Source organism: Streptomyces sp. NPDC028928 (assembly GCF_055564915.1).
The window spans coordinates 237,844-251,822 of record NZ_JBVHVI010000001.1 but is presented as its reverse complement, the minus strand read 5'-3'; the positions used below and the strand labels follow the sequence as shown (position 1 = coordinate 251,822).

13 protein-coding genes are annotated in these 13,979 nt (G+C 67.5%); 8 read left to right on the top strand and 5 right to left on the bottom strand.

What is annotated here, in order from left to right; genetic code table 11:
- Nucleotides 1-4: 4 nt before the first annotated feature.
- The gene (locus tag ACZ4U1_RS01265; protein ID WP_467898032.1) at nucleotides 5-2,299 is read right to left on the bottom strand and encodes an ABC transporter ATP-binding protein; all 2,295 of its coding nucleotides are present in this window, start codon (nucleotides 2,297-2,299) and stop codon (nucleotides 5-7) included.
- A 170-nt stretch (nucleotides 2,300-2,469) separates the two neighbouring features.
- Nucleotides 2,470-2,805, bottom strand: a complete 336-nt coding sequence (locus tag ACZ4U1_RS01260) for a DUF5132 domain-containing protein (RefSeq protein ID WP_467898030.1) — start codon at nucleotides 2,803-2,805, stop codon at nucleotides 2,470-2,472.
- Nucleotides 2,806-3,525: 720 nt separating this feature from the next.
- Between ACZ4U1_RS01260 and ACZ4U1_RS01255 the strand changes: the two genes are divergently transcribed.
- From ACZ4U1_RS01255 to ACZ4U1_RS01245, 3 genes are all read left to right on the top strand, one after another.
- A complete protein-coding gene (locus ACZ4U1_RS01255) occupies nucleotides 3,526-3,873 on the top strand; it encodes a hypothetical protein (RefSeq protein WP_467898027.1) in 348 nt (115 codons plus the stop codon).
- A gap of 353 nt (nucleotides 3,874-4,226) precedes the next feature.
- Nucleotides 4,227-5,981, top strand: a complete 1,755-nt coding sequence (locus ACZ4U1_RS01250; RefSeq protein WP_467898024.1) for a hypothetical protein — start codon at nucleotides 4,227-4,229, stop codon at nucleotides 5,979-5,981.
- Nucleotides 5,982-6,116: 135 nt separating this feature from the next.
- Nucleotides 6,117-7,898 carry an MFS transporter gene (locus ACZ4U1_RS01245; RefSeq protein ID WP_467898021.1) on the top strand — a complete coding sequence of 594 codons (1,782 nt, stop codon included), beginning with the start codon at nucleotides 6,117-6,119 and terminating at the stop codon, nucleotides 7,896-7,898.
- Nucleotides 7,899-8,593: 695 nt separating this feature from the next.
- Here the strand turns inward: ACZ4U1_RS01245 and ACZ4U1_RS01240 are convergent.
- From ACZ4U1_RS01240 to ACZ4U1_RS01230, 3 genes are read right to left on the bottom strand one after another with little or no spacing between them, the layout of a single operon-like run.
- On the bottom strand, nucleotides 8,594-9,010 hold the full coding sequence (locus tag ACZ4U1_RS01240; protein ID WP_467898019.1) for an arsenate reductase ArsC: 417 nt from the start codon (nucleotides 9,008-9,010) through the stop codon (nucleotides 8,594-8,596).
- A gap of 31 nt (nucleotides 9,011-9,041) precedes the next feature.
- Nucleotides 9,042-9,776, bottom strand: coding sequence for an aquaporin (locus ACZ4U1_RS01235; RefSeq protein WP_467898016.1), 735 nt, complete (start codon nucleotides 9,774-9,776; stop codon nucleotides 9,042-9,044).
- Nucleotides 9,773-10,147, bottom strand: a complete 375-nt coding sequence (locus ACZ4U1_RS01230) for an ArsR/SmtB family transcription factor (RefSeq protein ID WP_467898013.1) — start codon at nucleotides 10,145-10,147, stop codon at nucleotides 9,773-9,775. The genes ACZ4U1_RS01235 and ACZ4U1_RS01230 overlap by 4 nt, the downstream gene beginning before the upstream one ends.
- Before the next feature lie 103 nt (nucleotides 10,148-10,250).
- Between ACZ4U1_RS01230 and arsM the strand changes: the two genes are divergently transcribed.
- The 5 genes from arsM (at nucleotide 10,251) to ACZ4U1_RS01205 (ending at nucleotide 13,938) form a co-directional block, all read left to right on the top strand.
- Nucleotides 10,251-11,153, top strand: coding sequence for an arsenite methyltransferase (arsM, locus tag ACZ4U1_RS01225; protein ID WP_467898010.1), 903 nt, complete (start codon nucleotides 10,251-10,253; stop codon nucleotides 11,151-11,153).
- A complete protein-coding gene (locus ACZ4U1_RS01220) occupies nucleotides 11,135-12,205 on the top strand; it encodes a transposase family protein (RefSeq protein ID WP_467898007.1) in 1,071 nt (356 codons plus the stop codon). Before arsM ends, ACZ4U1_RS01220 begins: the two co-directional genes overlap by 19 nt.
- Nucleotides 12,206-12,388: 183 nt before the next feature.
- Complete coding sequence (locus ACZ4U1_RS01215) at nucleotides 12,389-13,147, top strand: calcium-binding protein (RefSeq protein WP_467898004.1); 759 nt, start codon at nucleotides 12,389-12,391, stop codon at nucleotides 13,145-13,147.
- A gap of 242 nt (nucleotides 13,148-13,389) precedes the next feature.
- Nucleotides 13,390-13,596, top strand: a complete 207-nt coding sequence (locus ACZ4U1_RS01210) for a hypothetical protein (protein ID WP_467898001.1) — start codon at nucleotides 13,390-13,392, stop codon at nucleotides 13,594-13,596.
- Between the two features lie 171 nt (nucleotides 13,597-13,767).
- Entirely contained in the window at nucleotides 13,768-13,938 is a 171-nt protein-coding gene (locus tag ACZ4U1_RS01205) for a hypothetical protein (RefSeq protein ID WP_467897998.1), read from the top strand.
- Nucleotides 13,939-13,979: the final 41 nt, after the last annotated feature.

The following is a 13,979-nucleotide window of genomic DNA, read 5'->3' as shown; positions in this document are numbered from 1 at the left end:
GCGGTCAGGCAGCGAGTTCGCCGGCCTGGAGTCGCCAGAGGGATGCGTAGAGTCCGTGCTGGGCGAGAAGTTCGTCATGGGTGCCCTGTTCGGCCACGACACCGCCTTGGTCCATGACGTAGATCCGGTCGGCGTGGCGGACCGTGGAGAGCCGGTGGGCGATGATCAGCATGGTCCGGTCGGCCGCGAAGGCGCGGAGCGTGCGTTGGATGGCGGCCTCGGTCTCGTTGTCCACGGCGGAGGTGGCCTCGTCGAGGATCACGACCGGCGCGTCCTTGAGGATCGCGCGTGCGAGCGCGATCCGCTGCCGCTGGCCGCCCGAGAGGGCGGCGCCGCGTTCGCCGATCACCGTGTCGTAGCCGTCCGGCAGCGCCGCGACGAAAGCGTGTGCCTCGGCCATCATGGCCGCTTCGACCACGGCCTCGTCCGAGGCGCCGAAGCTGCCGTAGCGGATGTTGTCGGCGATGGTGCCGTCGAAGAGGAAGGGGTCCTGGGCGACGAACCCGATCGCGTGGCGCAGATCGTGCCGAGGTACGTCGCGAACGTCCCGCCCGTCGAGCAGCACGCTGCCCAACTCCGCGTCATGGAACCGCATCAGCAGCTTGGCGATCGTCGTCTTGCCGGAACCGGTGGCGCCGACGAGGGCGGTGACCTGCCCGGCGGGGATGGTCAGCGAGAGGTCCTCCAGCGCCGGCGGCCGACCGGGGTAGGCGAAGGTCACGCTGTCGAGGACGATCTCCCCGTGCACCTTCTCGACGTCGAGCGAGCCGCCGGTGCCGTCGGCCTCGGCGGGCAGGGCGCGCAGCCGCTGGACCCGGTCGTAGGCGGTGATCGTGCGCTGGTACTGGTCGACGATGCCGCCGAGCCGGTTCATCCGCAGCAGCACCATCTGCGGCAGCCCGATCAGCGGGCTGAAGACCTCGAAAGGCAGGCTGCCGTTGAGCACCGACCGGCCGCCGATCAGCAGGGTCCCGGCCATCGAGCTGGTCGTGCAGACCCGGACGATCTCGGCGTGGCGGATCGTGCTCCGGTCGGTCTGCTGGTTGCTCTCCTGAGCCTCCCCGCTCAGCCGGTCGATGCGCTCGGCCTCGTAGTCCTCGGTGCAAAAACTCTTGATGGTGGCGCCGGCCTGCAGGGTGTTCACCAACTGGCTGTGCAGCCTGGCGCGGTGCTCGCCGGAGACGGCATAGTCGGCCGCGAGTTTGTCCTGGTAGTGGAACGACAGCCAGGCGATGACCGGGATGGGCAGGAACGCGATCCAGGCGACCTGCGGCGCCAGCAGCAGGAACAGCGGGACCAGCAGGGCCATGCTGGTCCCCAGTTGCAGCAGGTCGTTGGCCGAGGTGGAGAAGAAGGTGCCCAGCTGGCGGACGTCGTCGGTGAGCGCGCCGGCGATCCGGGTGGTCCGCTCGCCCTCCAGGTGCCGCAGTTCGAGGTGCTGCACGTGGGCGTACGTCCGGTTGCGCCAGTCGTGCTCGATGTCCTGGCCGAGCCGGCGCCACTGGAGGTTCGAGCTGTACGAAAGGCCTGCTACGGCTGCGCACGCGACGGTCACCAGCCCTGCCAGGCCCCAGAGTTGAGCGGACGCGGTGGTCAGACCGAAGCGGACGAGCGGCGCGGCCTCGCCCTTGATGAGAACCAGCGCGGTCCAGCCGAGGAAGGTGCCCAGCGCCATCTCCGAGACCTGGCAGGCCACCGACAGCGCGGAGGCGCGGTAGAGCCGACGGCGGTGTGGTCCGGCGATCTCCAGCAGGGGGTGTCGTTCGGCTTTCGTTCCGGGCAGGTCCCGGGTCGCGTCGACCGTTCTGCGCCAGGCCTTCCGGACGATGACCCCGGTCGCCGCAGCCACTCCGCCCAACGCCACCAGTTGCTTGCTCAGCGCCGACCCGCGGACCAGGGCGATGCCGGCCGCCACCCCGCCCCCGACGGCGAGCACGGGGAGCGCAACGCCGTGATCCGCGCGCGGGGCCGGCTCGGCGGCGGGCCGTGCCGGGACCGGACGCCCCGCTCCGGCCGAGCCCTCCACCACCAGGGTGACGGCTTTGCGGACGAGCCGGCCGACGTCCGCGGCTTTCACTCGCGCGTCGTGCCGGACGAGGACCCCGCCGGTGACCGGGTTGGCCTGCGCCCCGGTGATCCCGGGAAGACGTCGCAGGACCGCGGCGAGGACTTCGGCGGCCTGAGGCCGTCCGAGAACCAGCTTGACGTCCCAGCGCTGGCGGCCCGGAATGACCGAACGCGGACGCACGTCCAAATCAGCGGAGCGATATCCGGCGGCGGCACCCAGCAGAGATGGCATGTGTACGATCACCTGTGTGTGGAGGTCGCAAAAACCGTGACGAGCACGACGTACCAATGCGACGGAGTGAAAATTCCGGGAAGAACAATGCGGTCGGCACGTCCACGGCCGCCTGCCACTCGGGCGCGTTTCTCCGAGGCCGCACGGCGGCGGCCCGGGCCGGCAGTGTTTCAGCGCCCCTTGCCGGCACCGGTGGTCGCGCGGATCTTCGGAGTCCTCGCCTCGCCCTCGGCCCGGGCGGCGGCCTCGTCCTTCCCGGCCGCCTGCTGACTCTCATCCGAACGGGTTTCGGCGTCACCGGCGGCGATCTGCGCCGCCACCATCTCGGCGGCTACCTCGGCCGCAAGGTCTTGGATGTTCTCCCCGGCCTCAACCGTCGCCTTCTTCACCTCGAGGGCGATACCGACGGACGTTTTGACGACGCCGCGCATCAACGGCTTGAGGAGACGCTTGGCCAGCGGCGCGGCGATGAGGCCGACAAGGAAAGGCGGTACTACGGGCGGCATGATGCTCCATCCTCGTTACGCACATGTAAGACAGGGACCTCCGGGCACTGTGAACTTTGAAACAGCACACAGTTGGGCGGATGGAAGCACCCATTTCCAGGAATTTTCGAGAGTCCGCTACGAGTTGAATTCCTGGTCGATGGGGCCCGGTACCCGCTCTTCCGTCACCGTAGTGGATCGATGTCCATCGAGACCAAATCGCCGAGGTTGTTTTCACTCATGTGAGTGCTCTTGATCTTCGCGGGTAACGTGGAGCGCTGTACGCATACTCATCGAACGATCTACTGGGCCGATTTTCCTATGTATTGAAGGCTGCTGTGTTTATCTTCGTCACTGTCTTCCCGACGGCGACTTTGGTGCCGCAGCGAGGGATCAGTCCCGTGCGCGGCGCCTGGGTTACGCGGGAGGCGGAGCAAGCGGGCGCCAAGCGGACCTGGTACTGCGCCCACTTGCCGCTGCGCGCGGACCGAGCCCCGGCCGACGCACCCGGCAGCACAGCTGCGTGACAACGCGCCCGAGCCGCTACACCCAGACGCTACCTTCCACAACCCACCCGCTGCGCAACACACCACAGACAACCCCCACACCGAACAACAGCCCCGAATCGACACCTCGCCATCACCCGAATGGACGCATCCGAATGGCGGTACCGCGCCTGGCGAATCTACGGTCGGTGCAGATCTCGGTTCCGAGACAGGTGGCTAGCCAGGGAGGTCAACCATGAACCGACTTCGCGCCGTCGCCCTCGCCGCCGCGCCCGCGGCAATGGTGATCGGCCTGGCGATTCCGGCTCCCGCCGCGCCCGCGCCGAAGACGCCGACAACGCCCAACGCCGGCTGCTACGTTCCGCGGGCTGACCAGGTTCTCACCGCCCAGGAAGGCATCGACCTCGGCAATGCCTGCAAGGCTCAAAAGAAGGCTGACCCCTCGTGGCACTGGATGGGCAACTACGGCTCGGTCTATGACGTGGTCAACGTCGCGAACAGCAGGGGCGTCGGCGCCGGCGGGCTGGTAACGATACCGAATGCCAGCGGCGGCGGCCTGATCCCGACGTTCATGTACTACTGAACAGGCGGCTAAGAACGTCCGCCGGTACGTCATGAACGCACGTCATGCGCGCATCGGAGTGGCGGCACGGCGGGCAGTCTTCTGCTGATCACGGAGTTGCTTGCGTTCTGTGATCCTGGGAGCAGACTCGTGCCCGTCGTGCCTGCGTCCATCATCGACCCGTTCCGCGCCGAGTGGCGATCGTTGAGGGGTGAGATGCGGCACCGCGTCACCGGCGATAGCATGGATATAACGGCCGCGCGAGCCCAGTGACCGGTGGCCGAATCCCCGTGGCGTTCCTCGCGTTCGTTCGTGTGCCTTCGTTTTCCCTCGTTCCCTGGGCCCGCAGACTGCGGGAAAGGACACGGAACACGATGAGTCAGACGGACACCCTGATCGCCATCGAGAAGACCGAAGTGGGATATCACGAAGGTTTCTCGAACGGCCACTACAACAACCACCAGAAGTTTTCCCCCGCTGTCCCCGGACTTGAGTGGTCACAGAACCAGGCATGGTGTCAGACCTTTCAGTCCTGGGCCTTCCAGCAGGCCGGCGTGAAGAGCCTGGCGCCTGTGACCGCCTCCTGCCCGACGGCTGTCAACTGGTACAAGAGCCGCGGCAGGTTCTCGTACTACCCCGCGATCGGGGCGATGGTGTTCTTCGGCCACTTGGGCGGCGAACACGTCGGACTCGTCTACAAGTACGACGCGGACTATGCGTACGCCATCGAAGGGAACACCAACGCCAACGGTTCGTCCGAGGGCGACGGGGTGTACCTGAAAAAGCGTGCCCGCCGGGACAGTAACCTCTACGGATACGGGCTGCCGAAGTTCGCGGAGGGAATCGTCACGGCCGATCCGGGTTTGAAGAACAAGCCCGGATACACGTATATGGCAGCTGCCTCCTCCCGTGAGTCCGATGCACTGTCCGTGGCAGAGGCTGAAGAGGCGCTGCCGTGGGTGTCCTCGAACCAGCTCACCTGGGCGGCCACTCACCCCATGGCCGAGGAGCAGGCCGCGGGCAACGGCGACGGCACCGCGGTGGACGATGTCGCTCTCGTGCAGGATGCGTTGGCGAAGGTCATGGGTGTCGCCCCGGACGACCCGCGCTCCGTGTTCGAGGCGGAGACGCAGGAACTCTTCGAGCGATTCCGTGAGGAGAAGCTGGGCCGCTCCCAGGCGGACGGCCACGGCGTTCCCAGCACGCTGGACCTGGTCGAACTGGGCAGGCAGTCAGAGCTGTTCAACGTCAGGGCGGGTTCGTCCCCGGCCGCGGAGCAGCCCTGGGTCAGCCTGAACCAGGTGGTCTGGGCCTCGACGCACAGTGCCGAGGAGGAGCAGGCACAGCCGGGCGGGGACGCCAGCCCGAAGGCCGATGTGGCTCTGGTGCAGGACGGGCTGGAGAGGGTCATGCACACGGACGTCGCCGATGAACGCGGGATGTTCGAGACCGCCACTCAGGCCCTCTACGACGAGTTTCGTCGTACGGTGCTGCATCTCTCCGGCAGTGACGCCGTCGGGACACCCGGCGTGCAGTCGCTGACCGAACTCGGGCAACGCGCGGGGCTGTTCCGGGTGCGTACCGGTTTCCCGGTGGGCGGGACGACGGGCGGTACCGGCGTCGAAGCCGTGGGGCAGATAGATCCCAAGCAGGTGACGTTCCACCGGTACACACCCGAGGGCACGCTGGAGGGCTGGATCGACCAGGCGAGTACGGCGGCCGGAGTCCAGAAGAGCAGCTACTGGGTGAAGGGCTTCAAGACAGCCATCGCGCGCGAGTCGTCCGGCAACCCCAACGCCTGCAATCTGTGGGACAGCAACGCCAAAACGCCTCCCGGCTTCAGCAAGGTCAAGGACTTCGGGGACGGCTATCGGGGCGATGGGCGGATCGTGAGGCTGAACGGCGCGCTCACACACTTCCAGTGCTCCCGGGGCATCGTGCAGTGCATCCCGCAGACATTCGCCCAGCGCCACGTTCCCGGTACCTCGCTGAACATCTACGACCCCGTGGCATGCATCGCCGCCGCGATGCGGTACGTCCGCAGCCGCTACGGCGTCGCCATCGACGGTTCCAATCTTGCCAAGAAGGTCCAGCAGTTCGACCCCAACCGGCCTCCCCACGGGTACTGACGGCAAGGCCGGACAAGAACGACGAGCGGCGCCTGGCTCCGGTGGGGGGGCCTGTGCCGGCGGAGGTGCGCGACCGTTGCCCTGCTGACAGCGGCCGCCCCAGCCGGGCTCCCCGGACACGGTTCTTCGTCCGGCATGGCCCATCTTCGCCAGCTCACTGGCGGGCATGAAATCCTTCAACTTTGCAAATCCGCCAGAGGGCACAAAATTGTTCAGTCCGCAAATCCAGCAGAGGACATATATTTCCCTTCGGTCGCAACAGTCCTGACAAGAAACTTCAAGCTTGACGGCGTCGTCGGGTTTGCTTATGGTCCAGTCGTTCAGCTTCCCGCCGATCGATATCCGAAGGTGTTCATGACCGTGCCTCCGACGTTGCCGAAGTTCAGGCAGCAGTTGATTCTTGCCGTTCTTATGTTGTGTTCGCTGCTGATTTGGCTGGACAATACCGTCCTGAGTACTACGCTGGAGACCCTTGCCGACCCGGTCCGCGGACTGGGGGCCAATCCCGGTCAGCTGCAATGGGCGACCGGTTCTTACACTCTGGCCTTCGCCACATTGATGTTCACTGCAGGCGCACTGGGCGATCGGTTCGGTCACCGGACTGTGTTTTCCAGTGGGTTGGTGATCTTCGCCGGGTCCTCGCTGTGGGCGGCGTGCGCAAGCGATGCGGGCCAGCTGATTGCAGCTCGAGCTGCGATGGGGGTGGGCAGTGCGCTGATCACGCCCGCCATGATGGCCATCCTTATGTGGACCTTTACTGGCTCCGCTCGGGCTGCCGCGATCGGCATTTTCTCGACGTCGGCCGGTGTCGGAATGGCTGCCGGCCCGGTGCTGGCGGGATTCCTGCTCGATCATTTCTGGTGGGGCTCGGTATTTCTGATCAATGTCCCGGTCGCGGCATTGGCATTGGTCGGGCTCGCCGTGCTGGTCCCGAATTTCCGCAGCCCCACTCTGCGGCCACTGGACCCCGCTGGAATGTTGCTGTCGATCAGTGGGCTCGTGGCGTTGGCCTATGGGCTGATCCGGGCGGGGCAGGTGGCTGCGTGGAGTCGTACTGACGTCTGGGCGCCGATCGTTGTCGGTCTGGTTCTGCTGGCCGTCTTCGTACTCGTCGAACTGCGTGTCAAGGTGCCCAGCTTTGATCCGCGACTGCTCGCGCAACGCACATTCGGTGGCGGCAATGTGGCGCTCGGATTGCTGCTCTTCGCTGTGGCCGCCATCACCTTCTACAACGCGTTCTACCTGCAAGGCGCGCTCGGATTTTCGCCGATGAAAGCGGGCTTGGCCAATATCCCTACCGCGCTCGGCGCGCTCGCGGGGGCACCTCTTGCCTCACGCCTGGTTCTCCGCCTGTCGCTACGCGCTGTCTCCGTGCCGGCGCTCACCGTGGCTGCGCTGACCATGGGCGGGTACGCGTTCCTCGGACTCCAAACTCCACTCGTCTGGATCGAGATCCTGTTGTTGGTACAGGGTCTCTCGATCGGCATGGTGATCGGCCCCGTTACAGCCGCATTGATCAGCAACCTGCCGTTGGAACAGGCCGGTGCTGGATCGGCCGTCACCAACACCGTGCGACAGACCGGCAGTGTGATCGGAATCGCAGTAGGCGGCACGATCCTGTCGATCACGTACCGACGTGCGATCGAACCTTCCCTGCAGGGTGCACCCGGTCCGGTGCAGGATCAGGCGCGAGTTTCCGCCGAACAGGCCCGCCACGTCGCCACCGCCATCCACCGGCCCGCTCTCGCTCAGTCTGCTGATAATGCGTTTGTCCATGCCATGCACGTCGGCGCGGGCTGGATCGCGGTCATCGCACTGCTCGGAGCAGCCGTGCTGCTGATTACCCTGCCTGCTGTCGGAAAGAAGAAGAGTCCGATACCGGAGCCGGACTGCGAAGGGGCTCGCAGCTCTGTCTGAGAGTGGGCCTGCGGCGGGCCTGAGCCTGGGTCACATATCGGCTTCCGCAGCTCAGAGGTGTCGATGCCGGCGAACAGCCGCTTGCAGAGGACATTGGTGAGCGCAGGGTTGATCTGCCCAGGTTCCGACTGCCGAACGTGGACCCCACCGCGTAACGGCCGAGGTACAGCCACTCGTTGAGGGCAGCGACGGGGACAGCCGCCTCGTAGCGACCGCGAGCTTGTCGTATCGCGTGACGACAGCGCGGTGCCTCTTGAGGCGGTTGATCCCGCACCCGACCGCATGGCGCTCGTGGTCGTCGACCGGGTCGAAATACGGCGGCCGGCCTGTCGCGGGACCGAGCTTCTGGCGGTTGCGCGCCTGGTCGGCCTCGTCCGGGATGGTGCAGCGGATTCCGCGGCGGCGCAGGTGGGCGCGTTCCTGGGGGAGGCGTACGCCTTGTCCGCGCGGGCCCGATGGTGGCGGACGCCTGGCCGGCCCAATCCGATGCGGCGTACGCCGACTCTTGTCGATCGTGATCACGGCAGGGCAGCGCGGGGACTCGCCGCAGTTCGCACCCGTACTGGAGACACACCGGTCCCGGCCCGGAACCGTATGCCGTCGATGAGCAGCCGCCGGGACCGGACGGGCGGCCGCCCTGCCTTGGCCCCTTCGGTAACAGCGGCTCCGACACCGCCCACTGCTCGGCCAGCGCGTCAGCCGGGAGCCACTTCCGAGATAAGGGCCCGGACGCGGGTCTCGATCGCGTCGCGGATGGGGCGTACGGCGTCAATACCCTGCCCGGCCGGGTCGTCGAGCTGCCAGTCGAGGTACCGCTTGCCGGGGAAGACGGGGCAGGTGTCGCCGCACCCCATGGTGATCACGACGTCGGATGCCTGGACGACCTCCACCGTGAGGATCTTCGGGGTCTCGGCGGAGACGTCGATGCCGACCTCCTTCATCGCCTCCACCACGGCCGGGTTGACGGTGTCTGCGGGAGCCGAGCCGGCGGAGCGGACCTCGACGCGGTCACCGGCGAGGTGGGTGAGGAAGGCGGCGGCCATCTGGGAGCGGCCGGCATTGTGGACGCAGACGAACAGCACCGACGGACGCGGCGTGAGGGAAGAGCTCATGAGCAGGGGCTTTCTCGGGAGAACGGATCGGTCAGGAGACGGCGGGCTCGGGCTCGCCGTGCGGGACGACGACCTCATCCGGGGCGAGAGCAGGGCGGCCGTAGACCACAGCGACGGCTCCCAGCCCGAGCACGGCTCCCAGCAGCTGGGCCGCGATGAACGGGGCGACGGAGGGCGGGGCGATGCCGGCGAAGGTGTCGGTGAACGTCCGGCCGACGGTCACCGCGGGGTTCGCGAAGGACGTGGAGGAGGTGAACCAGTACGCGGCCCCGATGTAGGAGGCCACCGCGGCCGGGGTGAGCGCGGCGCGGCTGATCCGGCTGAGGCCGAAGATCACTAGTATCAGCCCGGCCGTCGCGACGACCTCGCCCAGCAGCAGGTGCCCGGCCGACCGGTCGTGGGCGGAGAACTGGACCAGCGGCTTGGCGAACATCGCGTCGGCCAGGACCGCGCCGCCGATCGCGCCCGTGATCTGGGCGAGCACGTACGCGGTGACGTCCCGCTGGGTCAGGCCGTCCGACTCACGGCGGCCGGTGAACCAGGCGGCGAGGGTGACGACCGGGTTGAAGTGCGCACCGGACACGGGCCCGAGCAGCAGAATGAGCACGCCCAGGCCGAAGACCGTGGCGAGGGAGTTGGCGAGCAGCTGCACACCGACGTCCGGCGACAGCTCGGTAGCCTGGATGCCGGATCCGACCACCACCGCCACCAGCAGTCCGGTGCCGACCGCCTCAGCGGCGACGCGGCGGCCGAGGGAGACGTTCACGCTGTGACCCCGGCGGGCTCGGTGGTGGTCAGGAATGCGGCGAGCTTGTCCAGGACGCCAGGCAGCACCCAGTAGTAGACCCAGGTGCCGCGGCGCTCACAGTCGATCAGGCCGGCCTGACGCAGCAGCTTCAGGTGGTGGGAAATCGTTGGCTGGGACAGGTCGAAGGCCGGAGTCAGCTCACACACGCACACCCCTCCGGCCTCGCCGCGCGAGGCGATCATCGACATCAGCCGCAGCCGGACCGGATCGCCCAGGGCCTTGAAGACCTTCGCCAGATAGGCGGCCTGGTCCTCGTCCAGGGGCGCAGCGGACAGGCCAGGGCAGCAGGCCGCGTCCCGGCCGATCGCCTCAAGCTCTTGTTTTGACATGCCTCTATGTTGACGTTTTTCGATTCAAGGCGCAACGTTGCATCAACGAACGTCGATACAGCCGTTCCGGGTCGTGCCGCGGCCCGTCATCTGGGAGTGAGTCATGAGCGAGCAGACCACCACCGACCTGCGCGAAACCGTCCGCCAGCGGTACGCGGCGGCGGCCATGAAGGTCACCGAGGGCGGCATCGCCTGTTGCGGGCCCGAGCCGGTCGAGGTCGACGAAAACTTCGGCTCCACCCTCTACGCCGCCGACGACCGCGACGCGCTGCCCGCCGCGGCCGTCGCCGCCTCGCTCGGCTGCGGCACCCCCACGGCCGTCGCCGAACTCCGCGAGGGCGAACACGTCCTGGACCTCGGTTCCGGCGGCGGCATCGACGTACTCCTCTCCGCCCGCCGCGTCGGCCTCGCCGGCAAGGTGTACGGGCTGGACATGACCGACGAGATGCTCGCCCTGGCCCTCGCCAACGCGGCAAAAGCCGGCGCGACCAACGTGGAATTCCTCAAGGGCACCATCGAGGCCATCCCGCTCCCCGGGAACACCATCGACGTCGTGATCTCCAACTGCGTGATCAACCTGTCCGTCGACAAGTCCGCGGTGTTCACCGAGACCTTCCGCGTTCTCAAGCCCGGCGGCCGGATCGGCGTCTCGGACGTCGTCGCCGACGACAGCCTCACCACAGACCACCGGGCGGAGCGGGGAGACTACGTGGGCTGCATCGCCGGAGCCCTGTCCTTCGCCGAGTATCGCGCGGGACTGGAGGCAGCCGGCTTCACGGACATCCAGATCACCCCGACCCATGTGGTCGCCGACGGCATGCACTCCGCCATCGTCCGTGCCAGCAAGCCCGCCACCGCCGCCGGGACAGACTCCCGCGCGACGTCTGCTACGGACGGTGACTGCTGCGGCGTCACCGCCTGCTGCACCCCGGCCGAGCAGGCGACCGACCCGTCCTCCACCGTCAGTGCCGCCAAGGGCGCCGCCGGATGCGCCTGCCAGAGCTGACCTCTTGCACCCGGTGGGAGGCGCGCAGATCGCTGCTGCCGGGTGCGCAGGTAGTGGTGCACAAAGTCAGCACAGTGGAAGGCGCGTTGATGGCCGATGCCGCCGGGTGCGGCCCTCCCGGGCCGTGCCCGGACTGCGGTCGGCGCGCCACGCGCATCCACAGCCGTTACTGGCGCCGCCTCGCCGACATGCCCGTGACCGGACGAGAGACGGTGGTTCACCTCCCCGGCCGCCGGTCCTTCTGCGATCACACCGGCTGCCGACGCAAGACCTACGGGGAACAGGTCCGTGGCCTGACCGAGCGGTACCAGCGGACGACGCCGTCCCTGCGGTCGGCACGGCGCCTGATCACCGTGGAACTTGGCGGCCGACCCGCCCAACGCCTTTGCGGGAAGCTGCTGTTGCACGGCGGGCGGGCGGGGCTGCTGGGCATGCTCACGGCTCCGCCGACACCGCGACGGTCGCCGCCTGGCTCCACCAGCACCCCCGGAGCAGAGATCGTCAGCCGCGACCGCTCCATGATGTTCGCCAAGGCCATCCGCCAGGCCGCACCGCAGGCCCAGGAAGTTGCCGGCCGCTGGCACCTCCTGGAGAACCTTTCGTCCGCCGTGGAGAAGACCTGCCGGCAACATCGCCAGAGCCTGCGCACTCACGCCATCCGGCAGTGGCCGCCCCAGCCGGGCGGGCCTCCACGTGTTCCGCCGCCCCCCCTCCTGGAATGGGTCCGGCAACGCCACCAGGACGTCCAGGCGCTCGCGCAGACGGGTTGGTCGCTCAGTGCGATGGGCCGGCGCCTGGGCCTCGACCGTAAAACGGTCCGCCGGTACCGCGACAACGACCTCGACAGCCTGCTGGCCTCCGCCCAGGATCGCGGCGCCGGCGTGCTCACGCCCTACATGCCCTGCAACAGACGCGCTTCACTGCTGGATGCGCCGTTTCTCTCCAGCTGTACCGCGAGATCTGCGACCTCGGATACGCCGGCAGCCGCCACGTCGTCAGCGGCTACGTCACCCAACTCCGCGACAGCACCGCCGTACCCGCGACAGTGGTAGTCACTGCACCACGCACGATCACATCGTGGATCATGCGCCCCAGGAAACGTTGAGCCATGCGGAGGCCGCCGCCCTGGACGGGGCCAAAAACAGGGGGCGGCTGCGAGGCGACTAGTATCACCCCGCTGCTCCGGACGCCCTTGATCACGCAGCTCAGGGGCCGGCGTTCCACCTGGGGGTTTCATGGGCAAGCGTGCCGCCGCGACTGTCGTCGCCTCACTCACGATCACGTGCCTGAGCACCTCGCCGGCCACAGCGGACACCCGCGTGGGGGACACACAGATCCTCTCCGCCTCCATCAACGGCGGCAAGCCTGTCGTGGTCGGGACAGCCGAGCAGACGTCCTTCACCGTCACCGTCACCGCCAGTGATCCCGAGGGCATCGACTACATCGACCCGCTCCTGTACAAGGGGCCCATCACCGAACCCACCGGCTACCTAGCGGCAGCAGGCGAACCGGAATGCACCGTGTCCAACGACGTCACCACACGGTGCTCTTGGCACTTCATGCTGGGGCAGTCGTTCCTCCAAACCATCGATGCCGGAACCTGGCGACTCCACGTCAACGCAACGGCACAGGACGGGGACTACCACTGGAAGGACTCCGCAGCGTCCGTCAGCATCCAACGAGCCTCGAAGCTGACGGCCAACGCATCACCCGAGCCGGTGGCCAAGGGCAAGCCCATCACCATCACCGGCACACTCAGCCGCGTGGACTGGACTGACTCCAGGTATCACGGGTACGCCAACCAGCGCGTACGCCTGCAGTTCCGCACGTCCAGCGGCACCTACAGCACTGTCAAAACCGTAACGTCGAACTCCGCCGGATACCTCAAGACCACTGTCACCGCCGGCCAGGACGGATACTGGCGCTACAGCTACGCGGGCAACACCACCACCGCGGCCGTCAACGCACCAGGCGACCTCGTCGACGTACGGTAAGCAGGGCTGGTCCCGGCGACGCGGCTACGCGTTGGCCAGCGGCCGCGCCTGGCGGACCCTGCCGCCGTGCTTCGGCATCTCGAGTCGACCGCCCGTTGTCGGAGTCCTTGAGGGCGCTGATCACCATGAACACCGCGTCTCGGACGGGTTGTTGATGCGGGTCACAGCCATTTGCCGATCGCGGCGACCAGCACGATGCCCTCGTAGCTGTTGCCCTGCGGGCCTGTGGATATGCTCCTGCCATGCGACGACAGGGATGGATGGTCAAGGCGGCTTGCTGGCTGGTGGTTTGGGCTGTGTTCACCGTCGTCATGCGCTTTGTCACCGGCTTCGCGGACATCTACAGGGGCTGGCTGACGACTGCGTTGACGGCCGCGTTGGTGGTTGCCTCCTGGGCCCTGGGCCTGTGGGTGCGGTCCCGCAGGGAGCGCAAAGCCACAGTGCAGTAACCGGACGACGAGCTCGGAGCGTCGTAGCCCCGGATGAAACCCACCGGTCAACCTGTGTGTCCGACCGACGGAGGACACGCATGAACTCACTGATGTGATAAACCAGTTCGGCTCGCCCCCCCCCGCACCACCCGATCCGCGGCCAGCCACCCGTAGAAAGCAGACTGCACCGTGTTCCAGGAAACCCCCATCTTCAGCCGCCTCGTCGCCGAACGCGGCGACATCCCCACCCAGGTACGCGGTGAAGCCGACCGCATACACCGCGACCTGGCCCGGGTGATGCCATGGGTGCCCGTATCCGACCTGCCCGCCCGCGCAACACCAGACAGGCCGGCCTGGTGAGGCGCGCACACTTCAAGATCCCGCCCGTCCTGGACCGGCGC

Excerpts from the sequence above, each read along its gene's own strand:
- ACZ4U1_RS01250 (WP_467898024.1), top strand. The coding sequence starts at position 4,227 with ATGAGTCAGACGGACACCCTGATCGCCATCGAGAAGACCGAAGTGGGA.
- ACZ4U1_RS01265 (WP_467898032.1), bottom strand. The coding sequence starts at position 2,299 with ATGCCATCTCTGCTGGGTGCCGCCGCCGGATATCGCTCCGCTGATTTG.
- ACZ4U1_RS01260 (WP_467898030.1), bottom strand. The coding sequence starts at position 2,805 with ATGCCGCCCGTAGTACCGCCTTTCCTTGTCGGCCTCATCGCCGCGCCG.
- ACZ4U1_RS01240 (WP_467898019.1), bottom strand. The coding sequence starts at position 9,010 with ATGAGCTCTTCCCTCACGCCGCGTCCGTCGGTGCTGTTCGTCTGCGTC.
- ACZ4U1_RS01255 (WP_467898027.1), top strand. The coding sequence starts at position 3,526 with ATGAACCGACTTCGCGCCGTCGCCCTCGCCGCCGCGCCCGCGGCAATG.
- ACZ4U1_RS01210 (WP_467898001.1), top strand. The coding sequence starts at position 13,390 with ATGCGACGACAGGGATGGATGGTCAAGGCGGCTTGCTGGCTGGTGGTT.
- ACZ4U1_RS01230 (WP_467898013.1), bottom strand. The coding sequence starts at position 10,147 with ATGTCAAAACAAGAGCTTGAGGCGATCGGCCGGGACGCGGCCTGCTGC.
- ACZ4U1_RS01220 (WP_467898007.1), top strand. The coding sequence starts at position 11,135 with ATGCGCCTGCCAGAGCTGACCTCTTGCACCCGGTGGGAGGCGCGCAGA.
- ACZ4U1_RS01215 (WP_467898004.1), top strand. The coding sequence starts at position 12,389 with ATGGGCAAGCGTGCCGCCGCGACTGTCGTCGCCTCACTCACGATCACG.
- ACZ4U1_RS01245 (WP_467898021.1), top strand. The coding sequence starts at position 6,117 with ATGGCCCATCTTCGCCAGCTCACTGGCGGGCATGAAATCCTTCAACTT.
- arsM (WP_467898010.1), top strand. The coding sequence starts at position 10,251 with ATGAGCGAGCAGACCACCACCGACCTGCGCGAAACCGTCCGCCAGCGG.